We start from the raw sequence: 20,166 nt of genomic DNA, 5'->3' as shown, positions 1-20,166 counted from the left end.
GAGGGTGAATGACGTTGATTCATTTGTATAAAGAATTGCAACCAGCAGATACTTTTGACATTCGTCTACCTCATGCGCTTTCCACGATGGAACGTCAATTAGTAACGTTATTTTATCAACCACTAACTGGTGCTGAGCCAATTAGTCTCTATTTAACGTTATGGGCTGAAGCAGAGCAAATGCCAAGACAGCAAATGAATCATTATTATTTAATGAATGTGCTCGGCCTGCCAATAGGCAAAGTGTTCGAAGCGCGTATTGCCCTTGAAGCAATCGGTTTATTGCGTACATGGAAAAAAGAAGAGCTAGAACAGCGATGCTTTGTATATGAGCTAATGCGCCCTCTTGATGCAGATAGCTTTATGAAAGATCCACTATTGTCTATGTTTTTGTTTAGTAAAATTGGAGAACAGGCGTATCGGAAGTTGCGCCAACGTTTTATTCAACCTGTAAGAGGTACAGAATTTAAAGATGTATCCCGTGCCTTTATGGATGTCTTTAAACCAGTCAACACTAATATACCTACAGACCTGCAAGGTGGGATTGAAAGCAAAGAAAATTCGCAAAAGGTTTATCCGTTTTATTTTGAGCAATTTGACTTTGAGTTGTTACAGGCAGGTTTATCTGACCAGTTAGTACCAGCAAATTTACTGACGCTTGAAGTGCGTGAAACAATTGCGAAACTAGCATTCTTATATCATTTAACTGCGTTAGATATGCAAAAAGTTGTTATTTTAGCCCTTGATGATGATTTAGGTATTTCATTAGAACGTTTGCGAAAAGCAGCAGCTGATTTTTATAAACTCACAGTTTCAAAAGAGCCACCGAAGCTTGCAAAAGTATTTGCTTCCCCGGTAGAGGAAGATGCTGTTCAAAAAACGAAGGATGAGGAGCTGCAACATTATTTAGAATCAACGCCTCCCGTCCAAGTGTTACGAGATATTAATAATGGGAAAGAGCCATTGCAAACATCTGTCCAGCTAGCCGAGAATTTAATCGTCCAGCATGGGATGCCAGTAGGCGTAGTCAATGCACTCCTTGAGTATGTCATGCTATCAACGGATATGAAGCTACCAAAGAAGTATGTAGAAACGATTGCCGACCATTGGGTACGAAAAAATATTAAGACGGCGAAGGAAGCAATGGAACTTGCACGCCAAGAACATGATAAATACACAACGTGGAAAAATAAACCACAGACACCGACTAAAAATAACCAATATGCCAAAGGTCGAGCAGACAATCAGCGTAAGGAAAAGGTGCCTGAGTGGTTTTATAAACGCAATGAGCAACCCGAAGAAAACGCATCTTCTTCAAGCGCAATGGATTTTGAAAAAGAGCGTCAAAAAATATTAGCAATGCTAGGGAAAAGCGATAAGTAAGGTAGGTGAATGGCAATCGAACCAATTAACAAGCCATTAAAAAGAGCAATTAATGTACCATCATTTCAAGAGCGATATGAAGCGATGCGTAGAGAAATTTTAGAACACCCTAGAGTGCAAGCTTTTTTAGCAGAGCATGCAGAAGAGCTTAGCTATGATGCAGTCGAACGCAATTTACCAAAGCTTCATGAATTTATTAGTCAGTCTACTGTTTGCTGTGGCTGCGATAATACAGCACATTGTACAAACTATTTAAAAGGTTTTATTCCAACATTACGTGTAGTACGCAATACGGTAGAAATAGATTACGTACGCTGTGAACAAAAGGTACGTGAGGAAGAACGTCGTGATGTTGCTAATATGATTGCTAGTATGCATATGCCGAAAGATGTGCTTCAGGCGACAATTCAAGATTTAATGATTGATGATGAATCTCGTGTCCTTATTGCGCAAAGAGCGGCACAGTTTGTTAAGAAAACTGAGGAAACAGGGAAGCTTCCAACGAAAGGTTTTTATTTATATGGAAAGTTCGGTGTAGGAAAATCCTTTGTGCTTGGGGCACTTGCTAACGAATTAGCTTCAAAGAAGATTCGTTCAGTAGTTGTTTTCGTACCTGAATTTTTACGTGAAATGAAGAATGCTATTGGTGACAATACTTTAAATGACAAAATAGATTATGTGAAAAAGGCGCCAGTGTTGATGCTCGATGATTTAGGAGCGGAAACGATGTCAGCTTGGACGCGCGATGAAATCTTGGGAACTATTTTCCATTATCGAATGGCAGAGCAATTGCCAACATTCATTACATCCAATTTTAATTATGATGAATTAGAACATCATTTAGCTCAGTCCCAAAAAGGGGATATTGAGGTTGTGAAAGCTGGACGTATTATGGAACGTATTAAAGCTTTAACAGAACCAATTGAAATGCGTGGCAAAAATCGACGATTATAATATTGGCAGTTGCATTTTACGACAATCGAGCGTATACTGTCACATATACTATATATCACAATGCAATGATGAGGACATGAATTTTGTGTAACAGCTTTTAGAGAGGGAAGTCATCGGCTGTAAGCTTCCTAGTTTGGGCACATTTTTTACTACCTGCTGAGCAGCGAAAGGGAATATCTTTCGCCGGTCCCTAGCCCGTTAGCTAGCCTTGAGCTTCGTCTGACTATTTTGTCGGAAGGAAGAAGGGTGGAACCACGAGCATACGCTTCGTCCCTTTTGTGAGGGACGGGGCTTTTTTGTTTTTGGGGATTTTTTTAGTGCTCAAACTTACACTACACATAAAGTGCACTGTTTCATCATGCATCACAAAAACAACCATATAAGGAGTGCAGAAAAATGTCAGATATGATTAAATTAACGTTCCCTGATGGCGCTGTAAAGGAATTTGCAAAAGGTACATCTACTGATGATGTAGCATTATCTATTAGCCCAGGGCTTCGTAAAAAAGCATATGCAGGTAAAGTAAATGGGGAATTAGTAGATTTAAAAACACCAATTGAAGAAGATGCAACAATTGCTATTATTACGCAAGATGATCAAGAAGCATTAGAAATCCTTCGTCACTCAACTGCCCATCTTACAGCTCAAGCGATTAAACGTTTATTCCCAGAAGTGAAGCTTGGCATTGGTCCAGTTATTGAAGGTGGCTTCTACTATGACATTGATGCACAAACACCAATCACTGCTGAAGACCTTCCGGCAATCGAAAAAGAAATGAAAAAAATTATTGCTGAAAATCTAGAGGTAGAGCGTAAAAATGTAAGCCGTGCAGAAGCACAAGCAATCTATGAAGAAATTGGCGATGAATACAAATTAGAATTACTTGAAGCAATTCCAGCTGATGAGCAAGTGTCTATTTATTATCAAGGTGAGTTTTTCGACCTTTGTCGTGGTATACATGTACCATCAACAGGTAAACTACGTGAGTTTAAATTACTATCATTAGCAGGTGCTTACTGGAGAGGAAACTCTGATAACAAAATGCTTCAACGTATTTACGGTACTGCTTTCTTCAAAAAAGAAGAATTAAAGCATCACCTACAAATGTTAGAAGAAGCAAAAGAACGTGACCACCGTAAAATCGGTAAAGAATTGGAGTTATTTACAACTTCTCAAAAAGTTGGTCAAGGTTTACCACTTTGGTTACCAAATGGTGCAACAATCCGTCGTGTTATTGAACGCTATATTGTAGATAAAGAATTATCTCTAGGTTATAAACATGTATACACACCAGTACTTGGTTCAAAAGAGCTTTACCAAACTTCTGGTCACTGGGACCATTACCAAGATTCAATTTTCCCACCAATGGAAATGGACAATGAAACATTAATTATGCGTCCGATGAACTGTCCACACCATATGATGGTTTACAAAAACAGCATGCACTCATATCGTAACTTACCATTACGTATTGCTGAGCTTGGTACAATGCACCGTTATGAAATGTCAGGTGCGGTTTCAGGATTACAACGTGTACGTGGGATGACTTTAAACGATGCACATATTTTTGTTCGTCCAGATCAAATTAAAGCAGAGTTCCAAAAAGTTGTGCAATTAATTTTAGAAGTATACAAAGACTTTGATTTAAAAGATTACTCATTCCGTCTTTCTTACCGTGACCCTGCGGATACAGAGAAATACTTTGATGACGATGCAATGTGGGAAAAAGCGCAAAGCATGTTAAAAGAAGCGATGGATGAGCTAGGCCTAGACTACTTCGAAGCTGAAGGTGAGGCGGCATTCTACGGTCCTAAACTTGACGTCCAAGTAAAAACAGCGATTGGTAAAGAAGAGACATTATCAACTGTACAATTAGACTTCTTATTACCAGAACGCTTTGACTTAACATACGTAGGTGAAGATGGCAAACCACACCGTCCAGTTGTAATTCACCGTGGTGTTGTGTCAACAATGGAACGTTTTGTAGCATTCTTAATTGAAGAATACAAAGGTGCATTCCCAACTTGGTTAGCGCCAGTTCAAGTAGAGGTAATTCCTGTATCGAACGAAGCACACTTTGATTATGCAAAACAAATCGAAGAACAGTTGACAGCAGCAGGTTTACGTGTTGAAATGGATGACCGTGAAGAAAAACTTGGTTACAAAATTCGTGAAGCACAAATGAAAAAGATCCCATACATGCTTGTTATTGGGGATAAAGAAGTTGAGGCAAACGGTGTTAACGTGCGTCGCTACGGCTCAAAAGACTCAGAAACAATTTCTTTCGAGGACTTCCTAGCAAATATTAAAGCTGAGGTTACACGTTTTTAATAGAACAAATGAGTAGATAATGTTCTTTCATTGTGTTATATTACGTATAAAGTTTCAAAGTATTGCACATAATAATTATAAGATTGTAAAAAACATATTTGACAATCTAAATTGTACATGCTAATATAATTAAGGTTAATGAATACAAAGTTTGTGGTTGAAGTAGAGGCTGCCCGCTTCTCACCTGATACAACGCTTAGGCTGTGAACAGGTATGACACGTTGAATTGTTTTGCGTACACTTACGCATGCACATATAGCGGGCGGACATCTTCAAAAATGTCCGTCCTTTTTTTATGGACATGACAAGAGGATGTACCGTTCAACCGGGCAAGGCTTTGCCCAAACCATGTATTCGCGACAACTACTTGGAGGTGGATTACTATTAGCAAAGACATGTATGTAAACGAAGGCATTCGCGCACGTGAACTTCGATTAATCGATCACAATGGTGACCAGCTTGGTGTAAAGACACGTAACGAAGCGCTAGAAATCGCCACTCGTGTAAACTTGGATCTTGTCCTTGTGGCCCCTCAAGCCAAGCCGCCAGTCGCTCGTATCATGGACTATGGTAAATTTAAGTTTGAACAGCAAAAGAAAGACCGCGAAATTCGTAAAAATCAAAAAGTCATCGTGATGAAAGAGGTTCGTTTGAGCCCAACAATCGATGAACATGATTTCCAAACAAAGCTACGTAATGCGATTAAATTCCTTGAAAAAGGTGATAAAGTTAAATGTAGCCTACGTTTCAAAGGTCGTGCGATTACACACAAAGACATTGGTCAACGTGTATTAGATCGATTTGCTGAAGCTTGTGCTGAAGTATCTACGGTTGAACAAAAACCGAAGATGGAAGGCCGAAGCATGTTCTTAGTTCTTCAACCAAAGAACGAGAAATAGTATTAGACGAAACAGTTTAGGAGGAATTCGACATGCCAAAAATGAAAACTCACCGTGGAGCTGCGAAACGTTTCAAAAAAACGGGTTCAGGTAAATTAAAATATGACCGTGCTTACGGAAGCCACTTATTCGCAAACAAATCTACAAAACAAAAACGTCACCTACGTAAAGGTAAAGTTGTATCATCAGGTGACTTCAAACGCATCAAATCATTACTTGTTTACATGAAATGATTGACTACACAAAATAAACTAATATTCATTTTTTAATGAAAAGCAGGAGGTAATTCATATGCCACGCGTAAAAGGCGGAACAGTGACGCGCAAACGTCGTAAAAAAGTATTGAAATTAGCTAAAGGTTACTATGGTTCTAAACATACATTATATAAAGTTGCTAACCAAGCAGTAATGAAATCAGGTCAATATGCATACCGTGACCGTCGTCAGAAAAAACGTGATTTCCGTAAATTATGGATCACTCGTATCAACGCAGCTGCTCGCATGAACGGTCTTTCATACAGCCGTTTAATGCACGGTTTAAAAGTTGCTGGTATCGAAGTTAACCGTAAAATGTTAGCTGACTTAGCTGTAACAGATGCTGCAGCATTCACACAATTAGCAGAAGCTGCTAAAAAAGCAGTAGCGAAATAAAAAAGAGCGACATAGTCGCTCTTTTTTATTTCTGCCCCGAAAGCGAAGCGACAGGGGCAAAATAAGGTTTCAGCCCCGAAAGCGAAGCGACAGGGGCAAAATAAGGTTTCAGCCCCGAAAGCGGAAGCGACAGGGGCAAAATAAGGTTTCAGCCCCGAAAGCGGAAGCGACAGGGGCAAAATAAGGTTTCAGCCCCGAAAGCGAAGCGACAGGGGCAAAATAAGGTTTCTGCCCCGAAAGCGAAGCGACAGGGCAGAAGATATTTCTGTCCCGAAGGGAAGCAACATGGGCAAAAAGTGTTTCTACCCCCAAGCGAAGCGACAGGGGTAAATAAATTAGTGTATAGTTAAGACTGATGGGGGTTATTTCATCAGTCTTTTTACATAGGAGGTTGTTTTAATGGCTCAAGCATTACTTGCCTATATGGCAATTGTTTCAGTCGTATTACTCGTCATGATGGGCATGGATAAATCACGCGCAAAAAAGCATGAATGGCGCATTGCTGAGCGTACGTTATTTACACTAGCGATTGCAGGCGGGGCAGTTGGTGGCGTTTTAGGCATGTATTTATTTCGTCATAAAACACGCCATAACAGCTTTGCGTTTGGCTTTCCATTGATTGCGGCAATTCAAATTTTTATTATTGTGCAATTATGGGGCAGCTCTTTCTAGAAATTGTGTGAGTGACAGGCACTTCTAATATTCTAAATTGTGTGAGTGACAGGCACTTCCTGCGGGCAATTTTTGCGTAAAAAACACATCCTCATGTGGAGGATGTGTTACGCATAAGCTGTTCAATGGGTTGCTTCCAGTTAATTTTAGCGTTAGGGTAGTTAAATAGGATTTCTTGCTGGAGATACTCGAAGTCACTTCTAGTAAACCCTTGTAAAGTTGCGGCATCGCGAGCACCTACAAATATGGTAACGACCTCAAATGCATCTTCTGTTGTGCCTAAGTATTTTTCACCTTCAAAAAGCGCACCCTTAAAAGAAATAAAGAAATTCTTTCGAACATTTTTTACGTCATCATAAAAGTAATATTGGCCTTTTTCATAGGCTTCATCGAGTTTTCGTTTAGGATCGGTTATATATCGAATCGCTTTATAGAATACATAGATAATAAGCGCTATCACAGCAAGTCGAATAAGTAACGGTAACATTTTAAAATTCCCCCTTGAAGAAAGGTTATTCCTACCTATACGATTAGGGGAGACATTTAGTTTCACTTTTTAAAAATATTTTTTTAGAAATTTAGGAGAAAAAAATGAATTTACAACAATTATTTACGATGCAAAAAGAACTAGATCATTTTATTGAAACTACACAAAAAATTGAACGTGATGTTTTTAAAGAAAAAGGACTCGCATTAATGGTAGAACTAGCGGAACTTGCTAATGAAACACGTTGCTTTAAGTTTTGGAGTAAGAAAGGGCCGTCCAAGCGTGATGTGATTTTAGAGGAGTATGTGGATTCTATTCATTTTATTTTATCGCTAGGACTATTAAAAGGGTATACGTCTATTGAAAAATGGCCTGTTGTTGAGGAGAAGCGAGATTTAACAGAAACATTTTTAATGACACAGGACTATATATTAACGTTTGTTAACCATCCAACAGAGGATAGATATTTAGCGATTTGGCAATGCTATGGTTTACTTGCGTTTAACCTCGGTTTCACATTTGAGGATGTAGTGTCAGCATACATTGAAAAAAATGAAGAAAATTATAATCGCCAACGTAGTGGCTATTAATTTACTAGACTAAAGAGTAAAAAAAACACCAATTTTCAGACAAATTCACTAGGAATATTTCGGTAAACGAAGTATAATAGATGAGATACAAAATGTAGGAGGCAAAAGGATGACACAACTAGATTCAACTTTGCAAATGTTTAAAGATTTAACAGACGCGAATGGGATTGCAGGTAACGAGCGTGCACCACGTGAGGTCATGAAAAAATACATCGCACCATACGCAGATACTGTAGAAACAGATCATTTAGGTAGTGTAATTGCTAAAAAAGTGGGCGATGAAAACGGCCCAAAAATTATGGTAGCTGGCCATTTAGACGAAGTAGGCTTTATGGTGACTCAAATTGATGAAAAAGGATTCATCAAATTTCAAACAGTTGGTGGCTGGTGGAGCCAAGTAATGCTTGCACAACGCGTAACAATTACAACACGTAAAGGTGAAGAAATTATTGGAGTAATCGGTTCTAAACCACCTCATATTTTACCAGCTGATGTGCGTAACAAAGTGGTAGACATTAAAGACATGTTTATCGATGTGGGTGCAGCATCAAAAGAAGAAGTACTTGAGTGGGGAGTATGCCCTGGTGACATGGTAACACCTTATTTCGAATTCAATGTAATGAAAAATGACAAATACTTATTAGCTAAAGCATGGGATAACCGTATTGGCTGTGCGATTGCAATTGATGTCATGAAGGCATTGAAAGATGAAAAACATCCAAATATCCTATATTCTGTAGGGAATGTACAAGAAGAAGTAGGTCTTCGTGGTGCGAAAACAGCAACACATAAAATTCAACCAGATATCGGTTTTGCAGTTGATGTAGGTGTGGCAGGAGATACTCCAGGCGTAACACCGAAAGAGTCAAACAGCAAAATGGGTGCAGGTCCACAAATCGTTGTTTATGATGCTTCAATGGTATCACACCGTGGTTTACGTGAATTTGTTTTAGATGTGGCTGATGAAAACAATATCCCATATCAATTTGAAGCAATGGCTGGTGGCGGTACAGACGCTGGTTCAATCCATGTAACGGCAAATGGTGTGCCTGCTTTATCAATCGGTATTGCAACACGCTATATCCATTCACACGCAGGTATTTTACACCGTGATGACTACGATAACGCTGTTAAGCTAATGGTTGAAGTTATTAAAAAATTAGACCGTGATGCAGTGAATAAAATTACATTTGATTAATTGTTACAATAAAAAAAGCCTTCTAACTAAAATGTTAGAAGGCTTTTTTTTATGCTTATGTCTGAGTAAGTTGGTGTTGTACACTAGCGGTAAAATTGATGAAAACACTAAAGGTTAGAAAGATAACAATAATATTTTGGTGAATTTCAATGTTTTTTTATTGTAAAACGATAAATTTTAGTTTAAAATCAAATTGAAAATAAACCAATGAGGTGTTTTTATGAAAATAGCAACAACTTTGTTTTTAAAAATAGCAGTGATGCTTATGGCCATTCCAGTTCTAGCATTGTGTATTTTTCTTGTCCCTGAATTAGGAAAGCTTGCAGCAAAACTGCTCCCATCGTTTTCATCAATAAAATATATCGTTTCGATTATTTTTTATGCTTCTTCGATTCCATTTTACTTTGCTTTATATCAGGCGTTTCAACTTTTACGCAACATCGATGAAAACAAAGCATTTTCGGAATTATCCGTTAAATCATTAAAGAAAATCAAATACTGTGCCATTACAATTAGCAGTTTACATGTGCTAGCGTTGCCACTCTTTTACCTTTTTGCAGAGATGGACGACGCTCCAGGGGTAATATTTGTTGGATTGCTTGTCCCTTTTGCTTCTATGGTCATTGCCGTATTTGCGGCTGTACTTCAAAGACTATTACAAGAAGCGATCGATATAAAATCGGAAAACGACCTAGTAGTTTGAGAAGATTGATATTAGGAGGTGTTTGATGAAACGAGGTACAACGATATTTTTAAAAGGAGTTATCTTATAGGAATCGTGCCATTAACTTTTTATTTATTTTGTGTGCCTGATATAGCTAGTAGTGATGTAAAAATGAATCCAGACTCTGCTTATTTACAGTATCCTTTTTTACTAGCTGGCTATGCATTGGCTCTCCCATTTTTTATTGCGTTATATCAAGCATTTAAGCTTTTAATATACATTGATAAAAATAATATTTTTTCGCAATTATCGGTGGGGGCATTAAAGATTATTAAGTTCTGTGTAATCATCATCAGTGGATTTATTGTAGGTGGAACCCTTTTTGTAGCGGTATTTCTCGATGGGGACAGAGCTGGTATTATGGCATTAGGATTATATTTTACTTTTGCTTCAAGTGTCATTGCAACCTTTGCTGGTGTTCTCCAACATCTTGTTAAAGAAGTCGTAGATATAATATCTGAAAATGAGTTAATAGTGTGAGGTTGAGGATATGGCAATTATCATTAACATCGATGTGATGTTAGCAAAACGAAAAATGAGTGTAACGGAACTTTCGGATAGGGTTGGCATAACGATGGCTAATCTATCTATCTTAAAAAATGGAAAAGCCAAAGCGATTCGCTTATCTACTTTAGAGTCGATTTGTAAGGCATTAGAATGTCAGCCAGGAGATATTTTAGAATACCGAAGTGATGAAACTGCGCTAGATTAATAAAAGAAACATTCAATTTGCAGTAAACGATAGCATATTTATAAATGGAGCTTGCCTACGGGTAGGCTCTTTTTTATAGTGCTTTACATAAGTATTCAGGATGAACTGGTCCTAAATTTTTTCGATGAAACGATTGGGAGCTTCATTATTTTTTAGCCGTTATGCTCTTTAATTGTAGAAAATGCATAAATATTCAAAAGGACGCATTTTTGTCACAAAGCACATATGAATTCAAACTTTTGAAATTAAACATAAAAATTCAGTTGATTTTATATTTATGCATGTGTATACTAAACTCAACAGTTACAAAAGCAAGGAGAGAAGGCTATGAAATTACTAGAAGAAGTACAGTTAAAGTTAGTGTCAAGCTTAAAAGGAAAAGACTTACTAACTTTGCTAGACTATACAAGTGAAGAGGTTCAGCAGTTAGTTGCACTTTCGACGCAACTTAAAATTATTACAAAAGAAGGTAAATGTCCGAAGCTGCTTGAAGGGAAAACACTCGGAATGATTTTTGAAAAACATTCAACTCGTACTCGTATTTCATTTGAAGTCGGGATGGAACAATTGGGCGGTAAAGGTATGTTTATGCATGCGCGTGATTTACAAATTGGTCGCGGTGAATCAATATATGATACTGCACATGTGTTATCAGGTTATTTAGATGGCATTATGATTCGTGCAAACTCTCATGCGATGGTTAAAGAGCTTGCAGAGCATGCAAGGATTCCTGTAATTAATGGCTTAACGGATATATATCATCCTTGCCAGGCATTAGCCGATTTAGAAACAATCGCTGAAATTAAAGGTGAATTACAAGGTCTTAAAATTGCATATGTTGGTGATGGCAACAATGTGGCGCACTCTTTAGTAGTCGCTTCTGCACACGTCGGTATGAACGTCGCAGTAGCAACGCCAGTTGGCTATGAATGTGATGCAGAGGTTATCGCAAAAGCACAAGCTATCGCAATGGCAAATGGCAGTACAATCACAATTACGAATGATCCTGTGGCAGCAGTTCAAAATGCAGATGTAGTGTACGCAGATGTTTGGACATCAATGGGTCAAGAAGAGGAAGCGGCGAAACGTTTACATGATTTTTCTGGTTATCAAATCAATGATGAGCTAGTGGCACATGCAAAGCCAAATTATATGTTCCTACATTGCTTACCAGCACATCGTGAAGAGGAAGTGGCAACATCTGTTATAGATGGTCCAAATTCTTATATTTTTGAGCAAGCAGAAAATAGACTCCATGCTCAAAAAGCTGTTTTAGCTTCAATTATGGCTTAAAAAAAGAGATGATAGTTGACTCTCTAATTGAGAGTTCCTATATACAAAGTTCACATTCGCAACAGAGGGTGTTAATGTGAGCAACATACCAGTGGCATACAGACAGAGGGATGTAAGCTGCGCGCGATGTACGTTGTCAAGATGGATGACTTCATCGCTACATAGTGAAAGTAACCTGGGAGACGCTGGGTTACTTTTTTTATTTTAATAGCACATATACATAGTTTTCCTATATGTTATAGAGAAATGAAAAATAAATCTATATAATAGGGACAATACGAAATTTTAGGAGGGCTTTAATTGAATATTGATCATATCGAGGCATTTTTATATGTAGTTCATTATAAAAGTATTCATAAGGCTGCTAATGCTTTGTTTTTATCACAACCAACTGTAACAGCTCGCATCAAATCATTGGAGCGTGAGTTAAATGTAGAATTATTTTATCGTGATGCACGAAGTGTCATATTATCGGAAAAAGGAAAGGACTTTTTACCATTTGCGACACAGATTGTGCAAACGTTCCAGCATGGCAAAAAACAATTGCAGGAAACACATGCTTCAAATGAAGTTTGCATCGGAACAAACGGTGTGACGGCTCAATATTTTTTAGCCTATGCACTACCTAAATGGAAAGAACGTTTTCCGAATATGCGTTTTCAAATCATTACAGGTTCTACAGCGATCATTTTAGAAAAATTACAAAGTCACCAAATTGATTTTGCTTTTATTCAATATGTGCATAAAGAAGGGGTATGCAATGAGTTGTTATTAAATAATGCTGTGAAGCTCGTTATGCATCGCGATCATCCATTTACACTAGAGACCAATATAAAAGCAAAAGAATTAGCAAAGCAAAAAATGGTGTTTTTTGAATGCGGCGCGTTTGATTGGAATTATGTTCATAAAATGTTTGAGGTAGAAGGCGTGTCAGCAAATATTGAAGTTCGTACAGACCATTTAGAAGTAGCAAAGGCATTTATTCGAACGAAAGAATATGTGAGCTTTTTACCACATCTATGTGTGAAAACGGAGCTTGAAAGTGGTGAGTTTGTTGAAGTAGATGTGAAGCATTTACTCGATATAAATCAGCATATTTTCTTAACGTATTTAAAGAAGGACACGCTAGAATCAGCTTTTTGGGACAACATTTTAAGTACAGCCAATCAATTTGAAAGTATTCAAAAGCTGCATTGATAAAAAATTTTATAGACCATAAAATTTTTTTCTATTACGAGAACTATTGCATTCACGTTCATTGAACGGTAATATCTTCCTCAATCCTATTTTATTTATGAATGTCCATCTGACTGCATAAGTGAAATATTATTTTTTAGCTTAAAACATACTTAACCACTAAGTTTAGTAAAAATAATGAATTCGAGGAGGATTAACATTATGGTGAGACAGGATAAAATTCGGTTTGGGGCGATTATACACGGTGTAGGTGGGAATATTTCTAGCTGGCGTCATCCAAAAGTAGCTAGCAATCAAAGTGTTAGTTTACCGTTCTATATACAACAGGCGCAGAAGGCGGAGCAAGGGAAGTTTGATGTTGCCTTTATCGCAGATGGTTTATTTATCAATGAAAAGTCGATACCTCATTTTTTAAATCGCTTTGAGCCACTGACGATATTATCTGCACTAGCTGTTTCAACAAAAAATATAGGGCTCGTTGGAACAGTATCGACATCTTATAGTGAACCATTTACGGTGGCACGACAGTTTGCATCATTAGATCATATTAGTAACGGTCGGGCAGGCTGGAATGTTGTAACGACACCATTAGAAAGCTCGGCTTTAAACTACAATAAAACGATAGAGCAGCACCCAAGTCATGCAGAGCGTTATCAAATTGCAGAGGAATACTTAGAGGTGACAAAAGGACTTTGGGATTCATGGGATGATGATGCCTTTATAGCAGATGTGGAACATGACGTGTTCTTCGATCCGAAAAAATTACACACATTGCAGCATAAGGGCAAATACTTTTCTGTGCAAGGACCATTGAATATTGCACGCTCAAAACAAGGTCAGCCTGTAATTTTCCAAGCTGGATCATCTGAAGCGGGTGTTCGTCTAGCTGCAAAAGATGCTGATGCAATATTCACGCATGGGGCATCGTTAGAAGAAGCGCAGAAATTTTATAAAAAGGTAAAAACGGAGGTCGCTGCTTTTGGACGAAATCCTGATGAAGTAAAGATTTTTCCAGGGATATCGCCAATTATTGGTGACACAATCGAAGAAGCGGAGGCAAAGTATCAGGAAATAGTAGAACTCGTTTCGATTGAACGTGCTCTTGCTTATCTTGGTCGCTACTTCGATCACCATGATTTTACTCAGTATGATGTGGATGCATTGTTCCCAGAGCTAGGTGATATTGGAGCAAACAGTTTCCGTAGTACGACAGATTATATAAAAAAATATGCCAAGCAAGAGGGGCTTACGCTTCGTCAAGTAGCTTTACGTGAAGCAACGCCAAAAACAGCATTCTTTGGCACTGCTGAACAGATTGCTAATTTGGTGCAAGAATGGTTTGAAAAAGAAGCGGCTGATGGTTTTATTGTTGCTGTAACAGTGCCTGGTGCTCTTGATGACTTTGTCGATAAGGTTGTACCGATTTTACAATCACGTGGTATTTACAAAGAGGAATATGAAGCAGATACATTGCGTGGTAATTTAGGCTTACCGTTTAAAGAAAGTCGATACGTCAAACAGTCTGTTTAAATACCAAGTAAACTTATTTGAATAAATATATTTAGAGGAGGTATTGTATGAGTTACTCTTTAGGCATATTAGATCAAAGTCCTCTTATCGAGGATGCAACAAACGAGCAAGCATTACAACACACAGTCGCTTTGGCGCAAAAGGCTGAGCAGCTCGGATATACACGATTTTGGGTGTCGGAACACCATAATAGCGAGACATTAGCGGGGGCATCACCAGAGGTTTTAGTATCGTATTTACTTGCAAAAACGACATCGATTCGTATTGGCTCCGGTGGTGTTATGTTACAACATTATAGCCCCTATAAAGTGGCAGAAAATTTTCATGTGCTAGCATCGTTGGAGCCAGGAAGAGTGGACTTGGGCATTGGAAAAGCACCAGGGGGGCTACCGCTGTCCACAAAGGCATTGCAATATGGCACGTTAAATAATGGTGAAGACTTTGAGGAACGGCTAACGTTTTTACAACGATTAATTGCGAACACGCTACCAGTAGAACATGAGTTAAATGGTTTGCAGGCAACACCTCTTCCGAAAATAAAGCCATCGTTATTTTTACTTGGTGCAAGTCCGAAAAGTGCAGAACTTGCAGGAAAGCTTGGTATTGCCTTTGTCTTTGCGCGCTTTATCAATAGTGATAACGATGTTTTGAATGAAGCGGCTAAGACATATCGCACGCATCTGCCGAATGGTCATTTTGCTGTTTCGATTGCAACACTTGCTGCACCAACAAAAGAAGAAGCGCAGGCATTAGTAGGGGAACAAAAAATTACAAAGGTGCATTTAGCAAGTGGGCGTAGTTTGACCTTACAATCGGTTGAATTAGCCGAAAAATTTGGGCAAGAATCAGGGGAGGCGTTCACTGTACAGCAGTATGATGCTGATATTTTATTTGGCACCCCTAAAGATATTAAAGCCACATTAGATGCCTTTCACAAGCAATATCAAATTGATGAATTCATTTTGCATACGCCTGTTTTAAAGGCATTTGAACGGCAACGCTCATTTGAACTATTAAGTCCTGTGAATTTACACTTACAACAAAAAGAAGCAGTGAGCTAAGGAGGAAGAAACATGGCAAAAAAGATAGATGTAGTCGTTTGGTCAAAGCAAGGCTGTAGCTATTGTGATGAAGTAAAAGCATATTTACAAGGGTTGGAAATTTCGTATAAAACAGTTGATGTTACACATAACGATACTTTTCGGGACATTTTACAAGCAAAGTATGGAGTGCGTTACGTACCTATAGTAGAAATTGGGTCAAGTGAAGATGGTGTGTACAAAGCTGTGACAGAAATAGGGCTTGAGCATGTCAAGACAGCACTTGCTATTGATCTACCAGCAAAAGTATAGAAAAGAGGGAGATATTATGAGGAAACTAGCGTTCTATATAACTTGTGTGCTTACGTTATTTTTAACGGCTTGCTCAAGTACTGAAAAATCTCAGGTGGGTATTAGTGACAACGTTAAAGCACAAAGTAAAGATGACGTTCAAACAATACTAGTTGGCACGGGAACACAATTTCCGAATATTTGCTTCCTCGATGAAAAGGGGAATTTAACAGGCTATGATGTAGAACTTGTTCGAGCCATTGATGAAAAGCTACCTGAGTATAATTTTGAATTTAAAACGATGGAGTTCTCGAATCTATTACTAAGTTTAGAAACGAGAAAAATAGATTTAATCGCACATCAGATGGAAGTTAATCGTGAGCGTGAGGAAAAGTTTCTATTTAACAAGGAGCCTTATAATGTATTCCCATTACAAGTAACAGTGAATGCGAAAAATAATGATGTACAATCAATCACTGATTTAAAAGACAAAAATGTTAGTGTCTCACCAACGAGTAACTCTGCAGTCTTTATTGAGCAATACAATAAAGAGCATAATCTAGGGATCAACATTGTATATTCCTCTGGTTCAGTGGATGTTAATAATCAACTTGCAACTGGTCGTATTGATGCAATTATTACGACACCATTTGCGGTGAGATACTATAACGAAAGCAATGAAGCCCAGCAAAAAGTAGTAGGTGAAGCACTATTAAACTCGAAAGTTTACTTCCTACTGAACAAGGATGAAGTGACATTGCAGGAACGTATCGATGAGGCAATTAGAGAGTTAAAGACGGAGGGGGTCATTAGCGAGCTTAGTAAAAAATGGCTAGGTGATGATTATACTGTAGATTTCTAAACGACATAGGAGAGGAAGAAGGAAGTATGGCCAATGACTTTGACTTGATGCTAATAGCGAATGTACTTCCGATATTGCTTCAATATTTACCTGTAACACTTGAAATTTTAGTATGCTCCATCCTTTTTGGGATGTTATTAGGAATTGTAGTGGCTATACCAAAGCTACTGCAAATACCTATATTGAAGCAAATAGTCACGGTGTATATTTCATTTATTCGTGGCACGCCTATTTTAATTCAGTTATTTTTAGTATTTTATGGCATTCCAGCAATATTAAAGCTAGTTCATATTGATGTTACAAGAATGGATGCTATTTATTTTGTCATGATAACCTATACTTTCAGTAATGCTGCAGCGTTTGCTGAAATTTTCAGAGCGGCTATATTAACGATTGATAAAGGACAAATGGAAGCGGCGTTGTCAGTTGGCCTCAATCGAGCGCAAGCATTTTTCCGTATTATATTACCGCAGGCGCTACGAGTTGCTTTTCCTAATATGTCGAATACTATGATTAGTTCGTTAAAGGATACTTCCTTGGCATTTTCAATTGGTGTAATGGATATGGTCGGTCGGGGAGAAACGCTTATTGCTTCGACGACACGGGCACTAGAAATCTATTTAGCACTTTCAATTGTTTACTATTTTATTGTGATGCTATTAGAAAAGGTATTAAAACGCAATGAACGCTATCTCAATCGTTATATGAAAGAAATAGCGACGAGCTAGGGGGATTTGATGATGACGATAGATGTAGTATTTATGATAGATGCTTTGCAGGAAATTATTAAGGTGTTGCCATTAACCTTGTTTATGACTTTTACACCTGTATGTTTAGGTATAGTAATCGGTATAGCCGTAGCCTTTGTTCGGATACAACAAATAAAAGGTATAGCACCTTTATTAAATTTTTACGTATCCTTTTTCAGAGGCACACCGATTATTATGCATATTATGCTAATTTATTTTGGAATACCAATTGTTGTGGATATAATCGCACAAGTGTTGAAGCTGAATTTTCATTCAAATACTATTCCTATATTATTTTTTGTATTACTGGCATTGACGTTAAGTGCGGGTGCTTATGCTTCGGAAATTATACGATCTGGTATTTTAAGTGTTCCAAAAGGTCAATTGGAAGCCGCGTATGCTGTAGGAATGACTTTTTCACAGGCAATGCGACGCTTGATTTTACCACAAGCATTTAGTAAATCGATACCTAATTTTACAAATGTCTTTATTGGCTTTTTACATGCGACTTCTTTAGCGTTTTTTGTGTCAATAAAGGAGTTAACAGGCGCAGCAAATATTGTAGCTTCTGTTAATTTAAAATTTTTAGAAGCATTTATAGCAGTCGGCTTAATTTATTGGAGTGTTTCGATTGTTGTTGAATGGATTGCCCATCTAATAGAAAAAAGAGTGACGGCTTATAGTAAAGGTAGTGTGTAGTTGTGTTCTAATGACCCCGACTAATAAAAAAAGAAGAATTGAAAGGAGTGTTGTCTATGGCAGTAGCAGAAATTGTTATTGAACATTTACGACAAGAAGATTATCCAGCTTATTTGGAAGTGCTTGTGGAAAGTTATGCGCAGTATGAGAAGGATTATAAAGATCCAGCACATTGGGCGCAATATTTACAAGATATTCGGGCATCAGTTGGAAATCCGAATGCCGAGACGATATTGGTCGCAAAGCGTGAGCAAGAAATAGTAGGAGGATTGCAGTTATTTACAAACTCTGAAAAAGCATATGGTCTTCCTGAACTTGGTATTGAATCAACGATTGTCCGTTTATTAGCAGTCCATCCTAAAGGGAGAGGGCAGGGCGTGGCCAAAAAATTATTACAAGAAAGCTTTGCCTTTGCTCGCAAGCGTCAAGATCAATCTCTTTATTTGCATTCAGGTGATATTATGCAAGTTGCCATTAATCTGTATTTATCACTAGGATTTGTTAGAGATGAGTCAAAAGAATTTCACAAAGGCAATATATTGGTGAAAAGCTTTCGTTATGATTTGTAAAAGAAAAACCGCTGATAAATTGGCTATCAGCGGTTTTTTTGTTCAAGTGAAACTATCCCTAAATTGTTCCATATGCAAGGTAAGGGAAAAATCCTTCGAAAAACCGTTCTGTTGCGGGCATGAAATAGGAACCAAAGTGGAAATCAGGATCAAGCGTTGTAACAATCCATTTTCCTGCAGTTGAATGTGCATCTATATAGAGCACAGCACCACCATCTTCTGTAGCAATTAAAATATCAGCATGTTCAGGTGGCCAAAAAACGCCATGTTGATGCCAAGTGCAATCTACCAATGAGAGATAACCATTAAATAAAGGATGCGCTGGATTTTGCAGTACTAAACCACTAGAAGCATCTTTATCAAGCCACCACCAGAAGTTTGTCATACGTTCTTCCCAATGTTGCGCAGGAATCCAATTCCATGGTTGTGGTCCAAAAGCAACGATTATGCCTCCATTCTCTGCAAATGCGCGGATTTTTTCAACACTTGATAGCAATAGCTGATAGTTTAATTGGGAGGGGACGATGAGCACATCAAGGTCGTCAAGATCAGTTTCTAAAAAATCTGGATGGTAAATTAGCTTTGTAATATATTGATTGAATTTTGGTTCGTGGAACGTTCGGTAATGGGATTCATGCCCACTGTATATAACCCCAATTTTTCTCATTGATCATTGTCCTCCTTTAAAGCTTGTAACTCAGTTTCAAGCCAGGCTAGAAACTGCGGGCGAATGCGATCAGTAGATTTGTTTTCACCTGCATAGCCAAGCAGTTCACGTCCTGCGTGAACTAAAATCGTACCATTTGTTGAACAGCGGTCAATGTATGTAACTGGCTTACCATTTGCAAACGTTAATAAAATCTCAGCGTTTGCTGGTGCATGATGATAGCCGCGTGCAAAAAAGCCTGCAACCCCTTTTTTAAATGTCATATCTTCAGTTAAAACGCCCTCAAAAATACCTGATTGCTCTGTTGGAAAAACTTCATAATCATTGAAATTTCGAATGTGTTGGGGCATAAATAGGCCACAACCTGGTAACCATTCTCGGAATAAATGCCCACAGTATACAACTATTTTTTTGTTTGCTAAAAATGCTGCAATTTTTTCACGTTGTAAATATAACCATTCTTGGTCAATGAAATTTGGAATAAAGAGAATATCTACTTCATCCAAATCGACCAGTGGAAAATCATATTGATCCACGATTTTTGCTTCATTACCCGTATCTTTCTGCATGCGACCATTGACACCAAAAGCATGTCCTGGATCTAGTTTTAGCATTGTAAATGGAATGCTCATAAACATATCCTCCTAGTAAAATAATTAATCATCCAAT

General features: G+C 38.0%; 24 protein-coding genes. 21 read left to right on the top strand and 3 right to left on the bottom strand.

Translation table 11 applies throughout. The features are described 5' to 3' along the window. The first annotated feature begins 8 nt into the window (after window positions 1-8). From ACIP9C_RS04855 to ACIP9C_RS04825, 7 genes are all read left to right on the top strand, one after another. Complete coding sequence (locus tag ACIP9C_RS04855; protein WP_401009024.1) at window positions 9-1,382, top strand: replication initiation and membrane attachment family protein; 1,374 nt, start codon at window positions 9-11, stop codon at window positions 1,380-1,382. Window positions 1,383-1,397: 15 nt separating this feature from the next. Further along, on the top strand, window positions 1,398-2,336 hold the full coding sequence (dnaI, locus tag ACIP9C_RS04850) for a primosomal protein DnaI (RefSeq protein WP_401009179.1): 939 nt from the start codon (window positions 1,398-1,400) through the stop codon (window positions 2,334-2,336). A 396-nt stretch (window positions 2,337-2,732) separates the two neighbouring features. Continuing rightward, window positions 2,733-4,667 carry a threonine--tRNA ligase gene (thrS, locus tag ACIP9C_RS04845; RefSeq protein ID WP_401009023.1) on the top strand — a complete coding sequence of 645 codons (1,935 nt, stop codon included), beginning with the start codon at window positions 2,733-2,735 and terminating at the stop codon, window positions 4,665-4,667. A gap of 395 nt (window positions 4,668-5,062) precedes the next feature. Then, window positions 5,063-5,566, top strand: a complete 504-nt coding sequence (gene infC, locus ACIP9C_RS04840) for a translation initiation factor IF-3 (protein ID WP_024363824.1) — start codon at window positions 5,063-5,065, stop codon at window positions 5,564-5,566. A gap of 32 nt (window positions 5,567-5,598) precedes the next feature. Then, window positions 5,599-5,799 carry a 50S ribosomal protein L35 gene (rpmI, locus tag ACIP9C_RS04835; RefSeq protein WP_024363825.1) on the top strand — a complete coding sequence of 67 codons (201 nt, stop codon included), beginning with the start codon at window positions 5,599-5,601 and terminating at the stop codon, window positions 5,797-5,799. Window positions 5,800-5,857: 58 nt separating this feature from the next. Then, complete coding sequence (gene rplT / locus ACIP9C_RS04830; RefSeq protein ID WP_024363826.1) at window positions 5,858-6,217, top strand: 50S ribosomal protein L20; 360 nt, start codon at window positions 5,858-5,860, stop codon at window positions 6,215-6,217. 399 nt (window positions 6,218-6,616) lie between these two features. Next, on the top strand, window positions 6,617-6,889 hold the full coding sequence (locus ACIP9C_RS04825; protein WP_401009022.1) for a DUF1294 domain-containing protein: 273 nt from the start codon (window positions 6,617-6,619) through the stop codon (window positions 6,887-6,889). Between the two features lie 91 nt (window positions 6,890-6,980). Here ACIP9C_RS04825 and ACIP9C_RS04820 read toward each other — a convergent pair whose 3' ends face one another. Next, on the bottom strand, window positions 6,981-7,376 hold the full coding sequence (locus ACIP9C_RS04820; protein WP_172772388.1) for a sigma-w pathway protein ysdB: 396 nt from the start codon (window positions 7,374-7,376) through the stop codon (window positions 6,981-6,983). Between the two features lie 104 nt (window positions 7,377-7,480). Between ACIP9C_RS04820 and ACIP9C_RS04815 the strand changes: the two genes are divergently transcribed. The 14 genes from ACIP9C_RS04815 to ACIP9C_RS04750 all read left to right on the top strand — a co-directional run bounded on the left by ACIP9C_RS04815 (window position 7,481) and on the right by ACIP9C_RS04750 (window position 18,830). Continuing rightward, complete coding sequence (locus ACIP9C_RS04815; RefSeq protein WP_401009021.1) at window positions 7,481-7,966, top strand: dUTP diphosphatase; 486 nt, start codon at window positions 7,481-7,483, stop codon at window positions 7,964-7,966. A 109-nt stretch (window positions 7,967-8,075) separates the two neighbouring features. Then, window positions 8,076-9,164: a M42 family metallopeptidase gene (locus ACIP9C_RS04810; protein WP_340823105.1), complete on the top strand. Its 1,089-nt coding sequence runs from the start codon at window positions 8,076-8,078 to the stop codon at window positions 9,162-9,164. Between the two features lie 220 nt (window positions 9,165-9,384). Next, window positions 9,385-9,867, top strand: a complete 483-nt coding sequence (locus tag ACIP9C_RS04805; protein WP_401009020.1) for a DUF2975 domain-containing protein — start codon at window positions 9,385-9,387, stop codon at window positions 9,865-9,867. An 18-nt stretch (window positions 9,868-9,885) separates the two neighbouring features. After that, window positions 9,886-10,368: a DUF2975 domain-containing protein gene (locus ACIP9C_RS04800; RefSeq protein ID WP_401009019.1), complete on the top strand. Its 483-nt coding sequence runs from the start codon at window positions 9,886-9,888 to the stop codon at window positions 10,366-10,368. A 10-nt stretch (window positions 10,369-10,378) separates the two neighbouring features. Further along, the gene (locus tag ACIP9C_RS04795; RefSeq protein ID WP_401009018.1) at window positions 10,379-10,600 is read left to right on the top strand and encodes a helix-turn-helix domain-containing protein; all 222 of its coding nucleotides are present in this window, start codon (window positions 10,379-10,381) and stop codon (window positions 10,598-10,600) included. A gap of 327 nt (window positions 10,601-10,927) precedes the next feature. Next, entirely contained in the window at window positions 10,928-11,893 is a 966-nt protein-coding gene (gene argF, locus ACIP9C_RS04790) for an ornithine carbamoyltransferase (protein ID WP_401009017.1), read from the top strand. Window positions 11,894-12,193: 300 nt separating this feature from the next. Beyond that, the gene (locus tag ACIP9C_RS04785) at window positions 12,194-13,090 is read left to right on the top strand and encodes a LysR family transcriptional regulator (RefSeq protein ID WP_401009016.1); all 897 of its coding nucleotides are present in this window, start codon (window positions 12,194-12,196) and stop codon (window positions 13,088-13,090) included. Window positions 13,091-13,291: 201 nt separating this feature from the next. After that, window positions 13,292-14,620, top strand: a complete 1,329-nt coding sequence (locus tag ACIP9C_RS04780; RefSeq protein WP_401009015.1) for an LLM class flavin-dependent oxidoreductase — start codon at window positions 13,292-13,294, stop codon at window positions 14,618-14,620. 47 nt (window positions 14,621-14,667) lie between these two features. Further along, on the top strand, window positions 14,668-15,681 hold the full coding sequence (locus ACIP9C_RS04775) for an LLM class flavin-dependent oxidoreductase (protein ID WP_401009014.1): 1,014 nt from the start codon (window positions 14,668-14,670) through the stop codon (window positions 15,679-15,681). Window positions 15,682-15,693: 12 nt separating this feature from the next. Next, a complete protein-coding gene (locus ACIP9C_RS04770; protein ID WP_401009013.1) occupies window positions 15,694-15,972 on the top strand; it encodes a glutaredoxin family protein in 279 nt (92 codons plus the stop codon). A 16-nt stretch (window positions 15,973-15,988) separates the two neighbouring features. Beyond that, the gene (locus tag ACIP9C_RS04765) at window positions 15,989-16,813 is read left to right on the top strand and encodes a transporter substrate-binding domain-containing protein (RefSeq protein ID WP_401009012.1); all 825 of its coding nucleotides are present in this window, start codon (window positions 15,989-15,991) and stop codon (window positions 16,811-16,813) included. 26 nt (window positions 16,814-16,839) lie between these two features. Continuing rightward, complete coding sequence (locus ACIP9C_RS04760) at window positions 16,840-17,541, top strand: amino acid ABC transporter permease (protein ID WP_401009011.1); 702 nt, start codon at window positions 16,840-16,842, stop codon at window positions 17,539-17,541. A gap of 12 nt (window positions 17,542-17,553) precedes the next feature. Beyond that, window positions 17,554-18,261: an amino acid ABC transporter permease gene (locus tag ACIP9C_RS04755; RefSeq protein WP_401009178.1), complete on the top strand. Its 708-nt coding sequence runs from the start codon at window positions 17,554-17,556 to the stop codon at window positions 18,259-18,261. Between the two features lie 56 nt (window positions 18,262-18,317). Then, complete coding sequence (locus ACIP9C_RS04750) at window positions 18,318-18,830, top strand: GNAT family N-acetyltransferase (RefSeq protein WP_401009010.1); 513 nt, start codon at window positions 18,318-18,320, stop codon at window positions 18,828-18,830. A gap of 58 nt (window positions 18,831-18,888) precedes the next feature. Here the strand turns inward: ACIP9C_RS04750 and ACIP9C_RS04745 are convergent, their stop codons facing one another. Then, entirely contained in the window at window positions 18,889-19,497 is a 609-nt protein-coding gene (locus ACIP9C_RS04745) for a type 1 glutamine amidotransferase family protein (RefSeq protein WP_401009009.1), read from the bottom strand. Beyond that, window positions 19,494-20,129, bottom strand: a complete 636-nt coding sequence (locus ACIP9C_RS04740; protein ID WP_401009008.1) for a hypothetical protein — start codon at window positions 20,127-20,129, stop codon at window positions 19,494-19,496. Before ACIP9C_RS04740 ends, ACIP9C_RS04745 begins: the two co-directional genes overlap by 4 nt. Window positions 20,130-20,166: the final 37 nt, after the last annotated feature.

This window comes from Lysinibacillus sp. NPDC093210, from assembly GCF_044753985.1.
GTDB lineage: Bacteria > Bacillota > Bacilli > Bacillales_A > Planococcaceae > Lysinibacillus.
The sequence above is the reverse complement of the archived record's forward strand: the minus strand, read 5'-3'. Positions and strand labels throughout refer to the sequence as shown.

Bases quoted from the DNA above. Each gene is read 5' to 3' on its own strand.
- ACIP9C_RS04855 (WP_401009024.1), top strand. From the start codon at position 9: ATGACGTTGATTCATTTGTATAAAGAATTGCAACCAGCAGATACTTTT.
- ACIP9C_RS04780 (WP_401009015.1), top strand. From the start codon at position 13,292: ATGGTGAGACAGGATAAAATTCGGTTTGGGGCGATTATACACGGTGTA.
- ACIP9C_RS04825 (WP_401009022.1), top strand. From the start codon at position 6,617: ATGGCTCAAGCATTACTTGCCTATATGGCAATTGTTTCAGTCGTATTA.
- ACIP9C_RS04815 (WP_401009021.1), top strand. From the start codon at position 7,481: ATGAATTTACAACAATTATTTACGATGCAAAAAGAACTAGATCATTTT.
- ACIP9C_RS04805 (WP_401009020.1), top strand. From the start codon at position 9,385: ATGAAAATAGCAACAACTTTGTTTTTAAAAATAGCAGTGATGCTTATG.
- ACIP9C_RS04775 (WP_401009014.1), top strand. From the start codon at position 14,668: ATGAGTTACTCTTTAGGCATATTAGATCAAAGTCCTCTTATCGAGGAT.
- ACIP9C_RS04765 (WP_401009012.1), top strand. From the start codon at position 15,989: ATGAGGAAACTAGCGTTCTATATAACTTGTGTGCTTACGTTATTTTTA.
- rpmI (WP_024363825.1), top strand. From the start codon at position 5,599: ATGCCAAAAATGAAAACTCACCGTGGAGCTGCGAAACGTTTCAAAAAA.
- argF (WP_401009017.1), top strand. From the start codon at position 10,928: ATGAAATTACTAGAAGAAGTACAGTTAAAGTTAGTGTCAAGCTTAAAA.
- ACIP9C_RS04770 (WP_401009013.1), top strand. From the start codon at position 15,694: ATGGCAAAAAAGATAGATGTAGTCGTTTGGTCAAAGCAAGGCTGTAGC.
- rplT (WP_024363826.1), top strand. From the start codon at position 5,858: ATGCCACGCGTAAAAGGCGGAACAGTGACGCGCAAACGTCGTAAAAAA.
- ACIP9C_RS04810 (WP_340823105.1), top strand. From the start codon at position 8,076: ATGACACAACTAGATTCAACTTTGCAAATGTTTAAAGATTTAACAGAC.
- infC (WP_024363824.1), top strand. From the start codon at position 5,063: ATGTATGTAAACGAAGGCATTCGCGCACGTGAACTTCGATTAATCGAT.
- ACIP9C_RS04820 (WP_172772388.1), bottom strand. From the start codon at position 7,376: ATGTTACCGTTACTTATTCGACTTGCTGTGATAGCGCTTATTATCTAT.
- ACIP9C_RS04760 (WP_401009011.1), top strand. From the start codon at position 16,840: ATGGCCAATGACTTTGACTTGATGCTAATAGCGAATGTACTTCCGATA.
- ACIP9C_RS04750 (WP_401009010.1), top strand. From the start codon at position 18,318: ATGGCAGTAGCAGAAATTGTTATTGAACATTTACGACAAGAAGATTAT.
- thrS (WP_401009023.1), top strand. From the start codon at position 2,733: ATGTCAGATATGATTAAATTAACGTTCCCTGATGGCGCTGTAAAGGAA.
- ACIP9C_RS04740 (WP_401009008.1), bottom strand. From the start codon at position 20,129: ATGAGCATTCCATTTACAATGCTAAAACTAGATCCAGGACATGCTTTT.
- ACIP9C_RS04745 (WP_401009009.1), bottom strand. From the start codon at position 19,497: ATGAGAAAAATTGGGGTTATATACAGTGGGCATGAATCCCATTACCGA.
- ACIP9C_RS04795 (WP_401009018.1), top strand. From the start codon at position 10,379: ATGGCAATTATCATTAACATCGATGTGATGTTAGCAAAACGAAAAATG.
- ACIP9C_RS04755 (WP_401009178.1), top strand. From the start codon at position 17,554: ATGACGATAGATGTAGTATTTATGATAGATGCTTTGCAGGAAATTATT.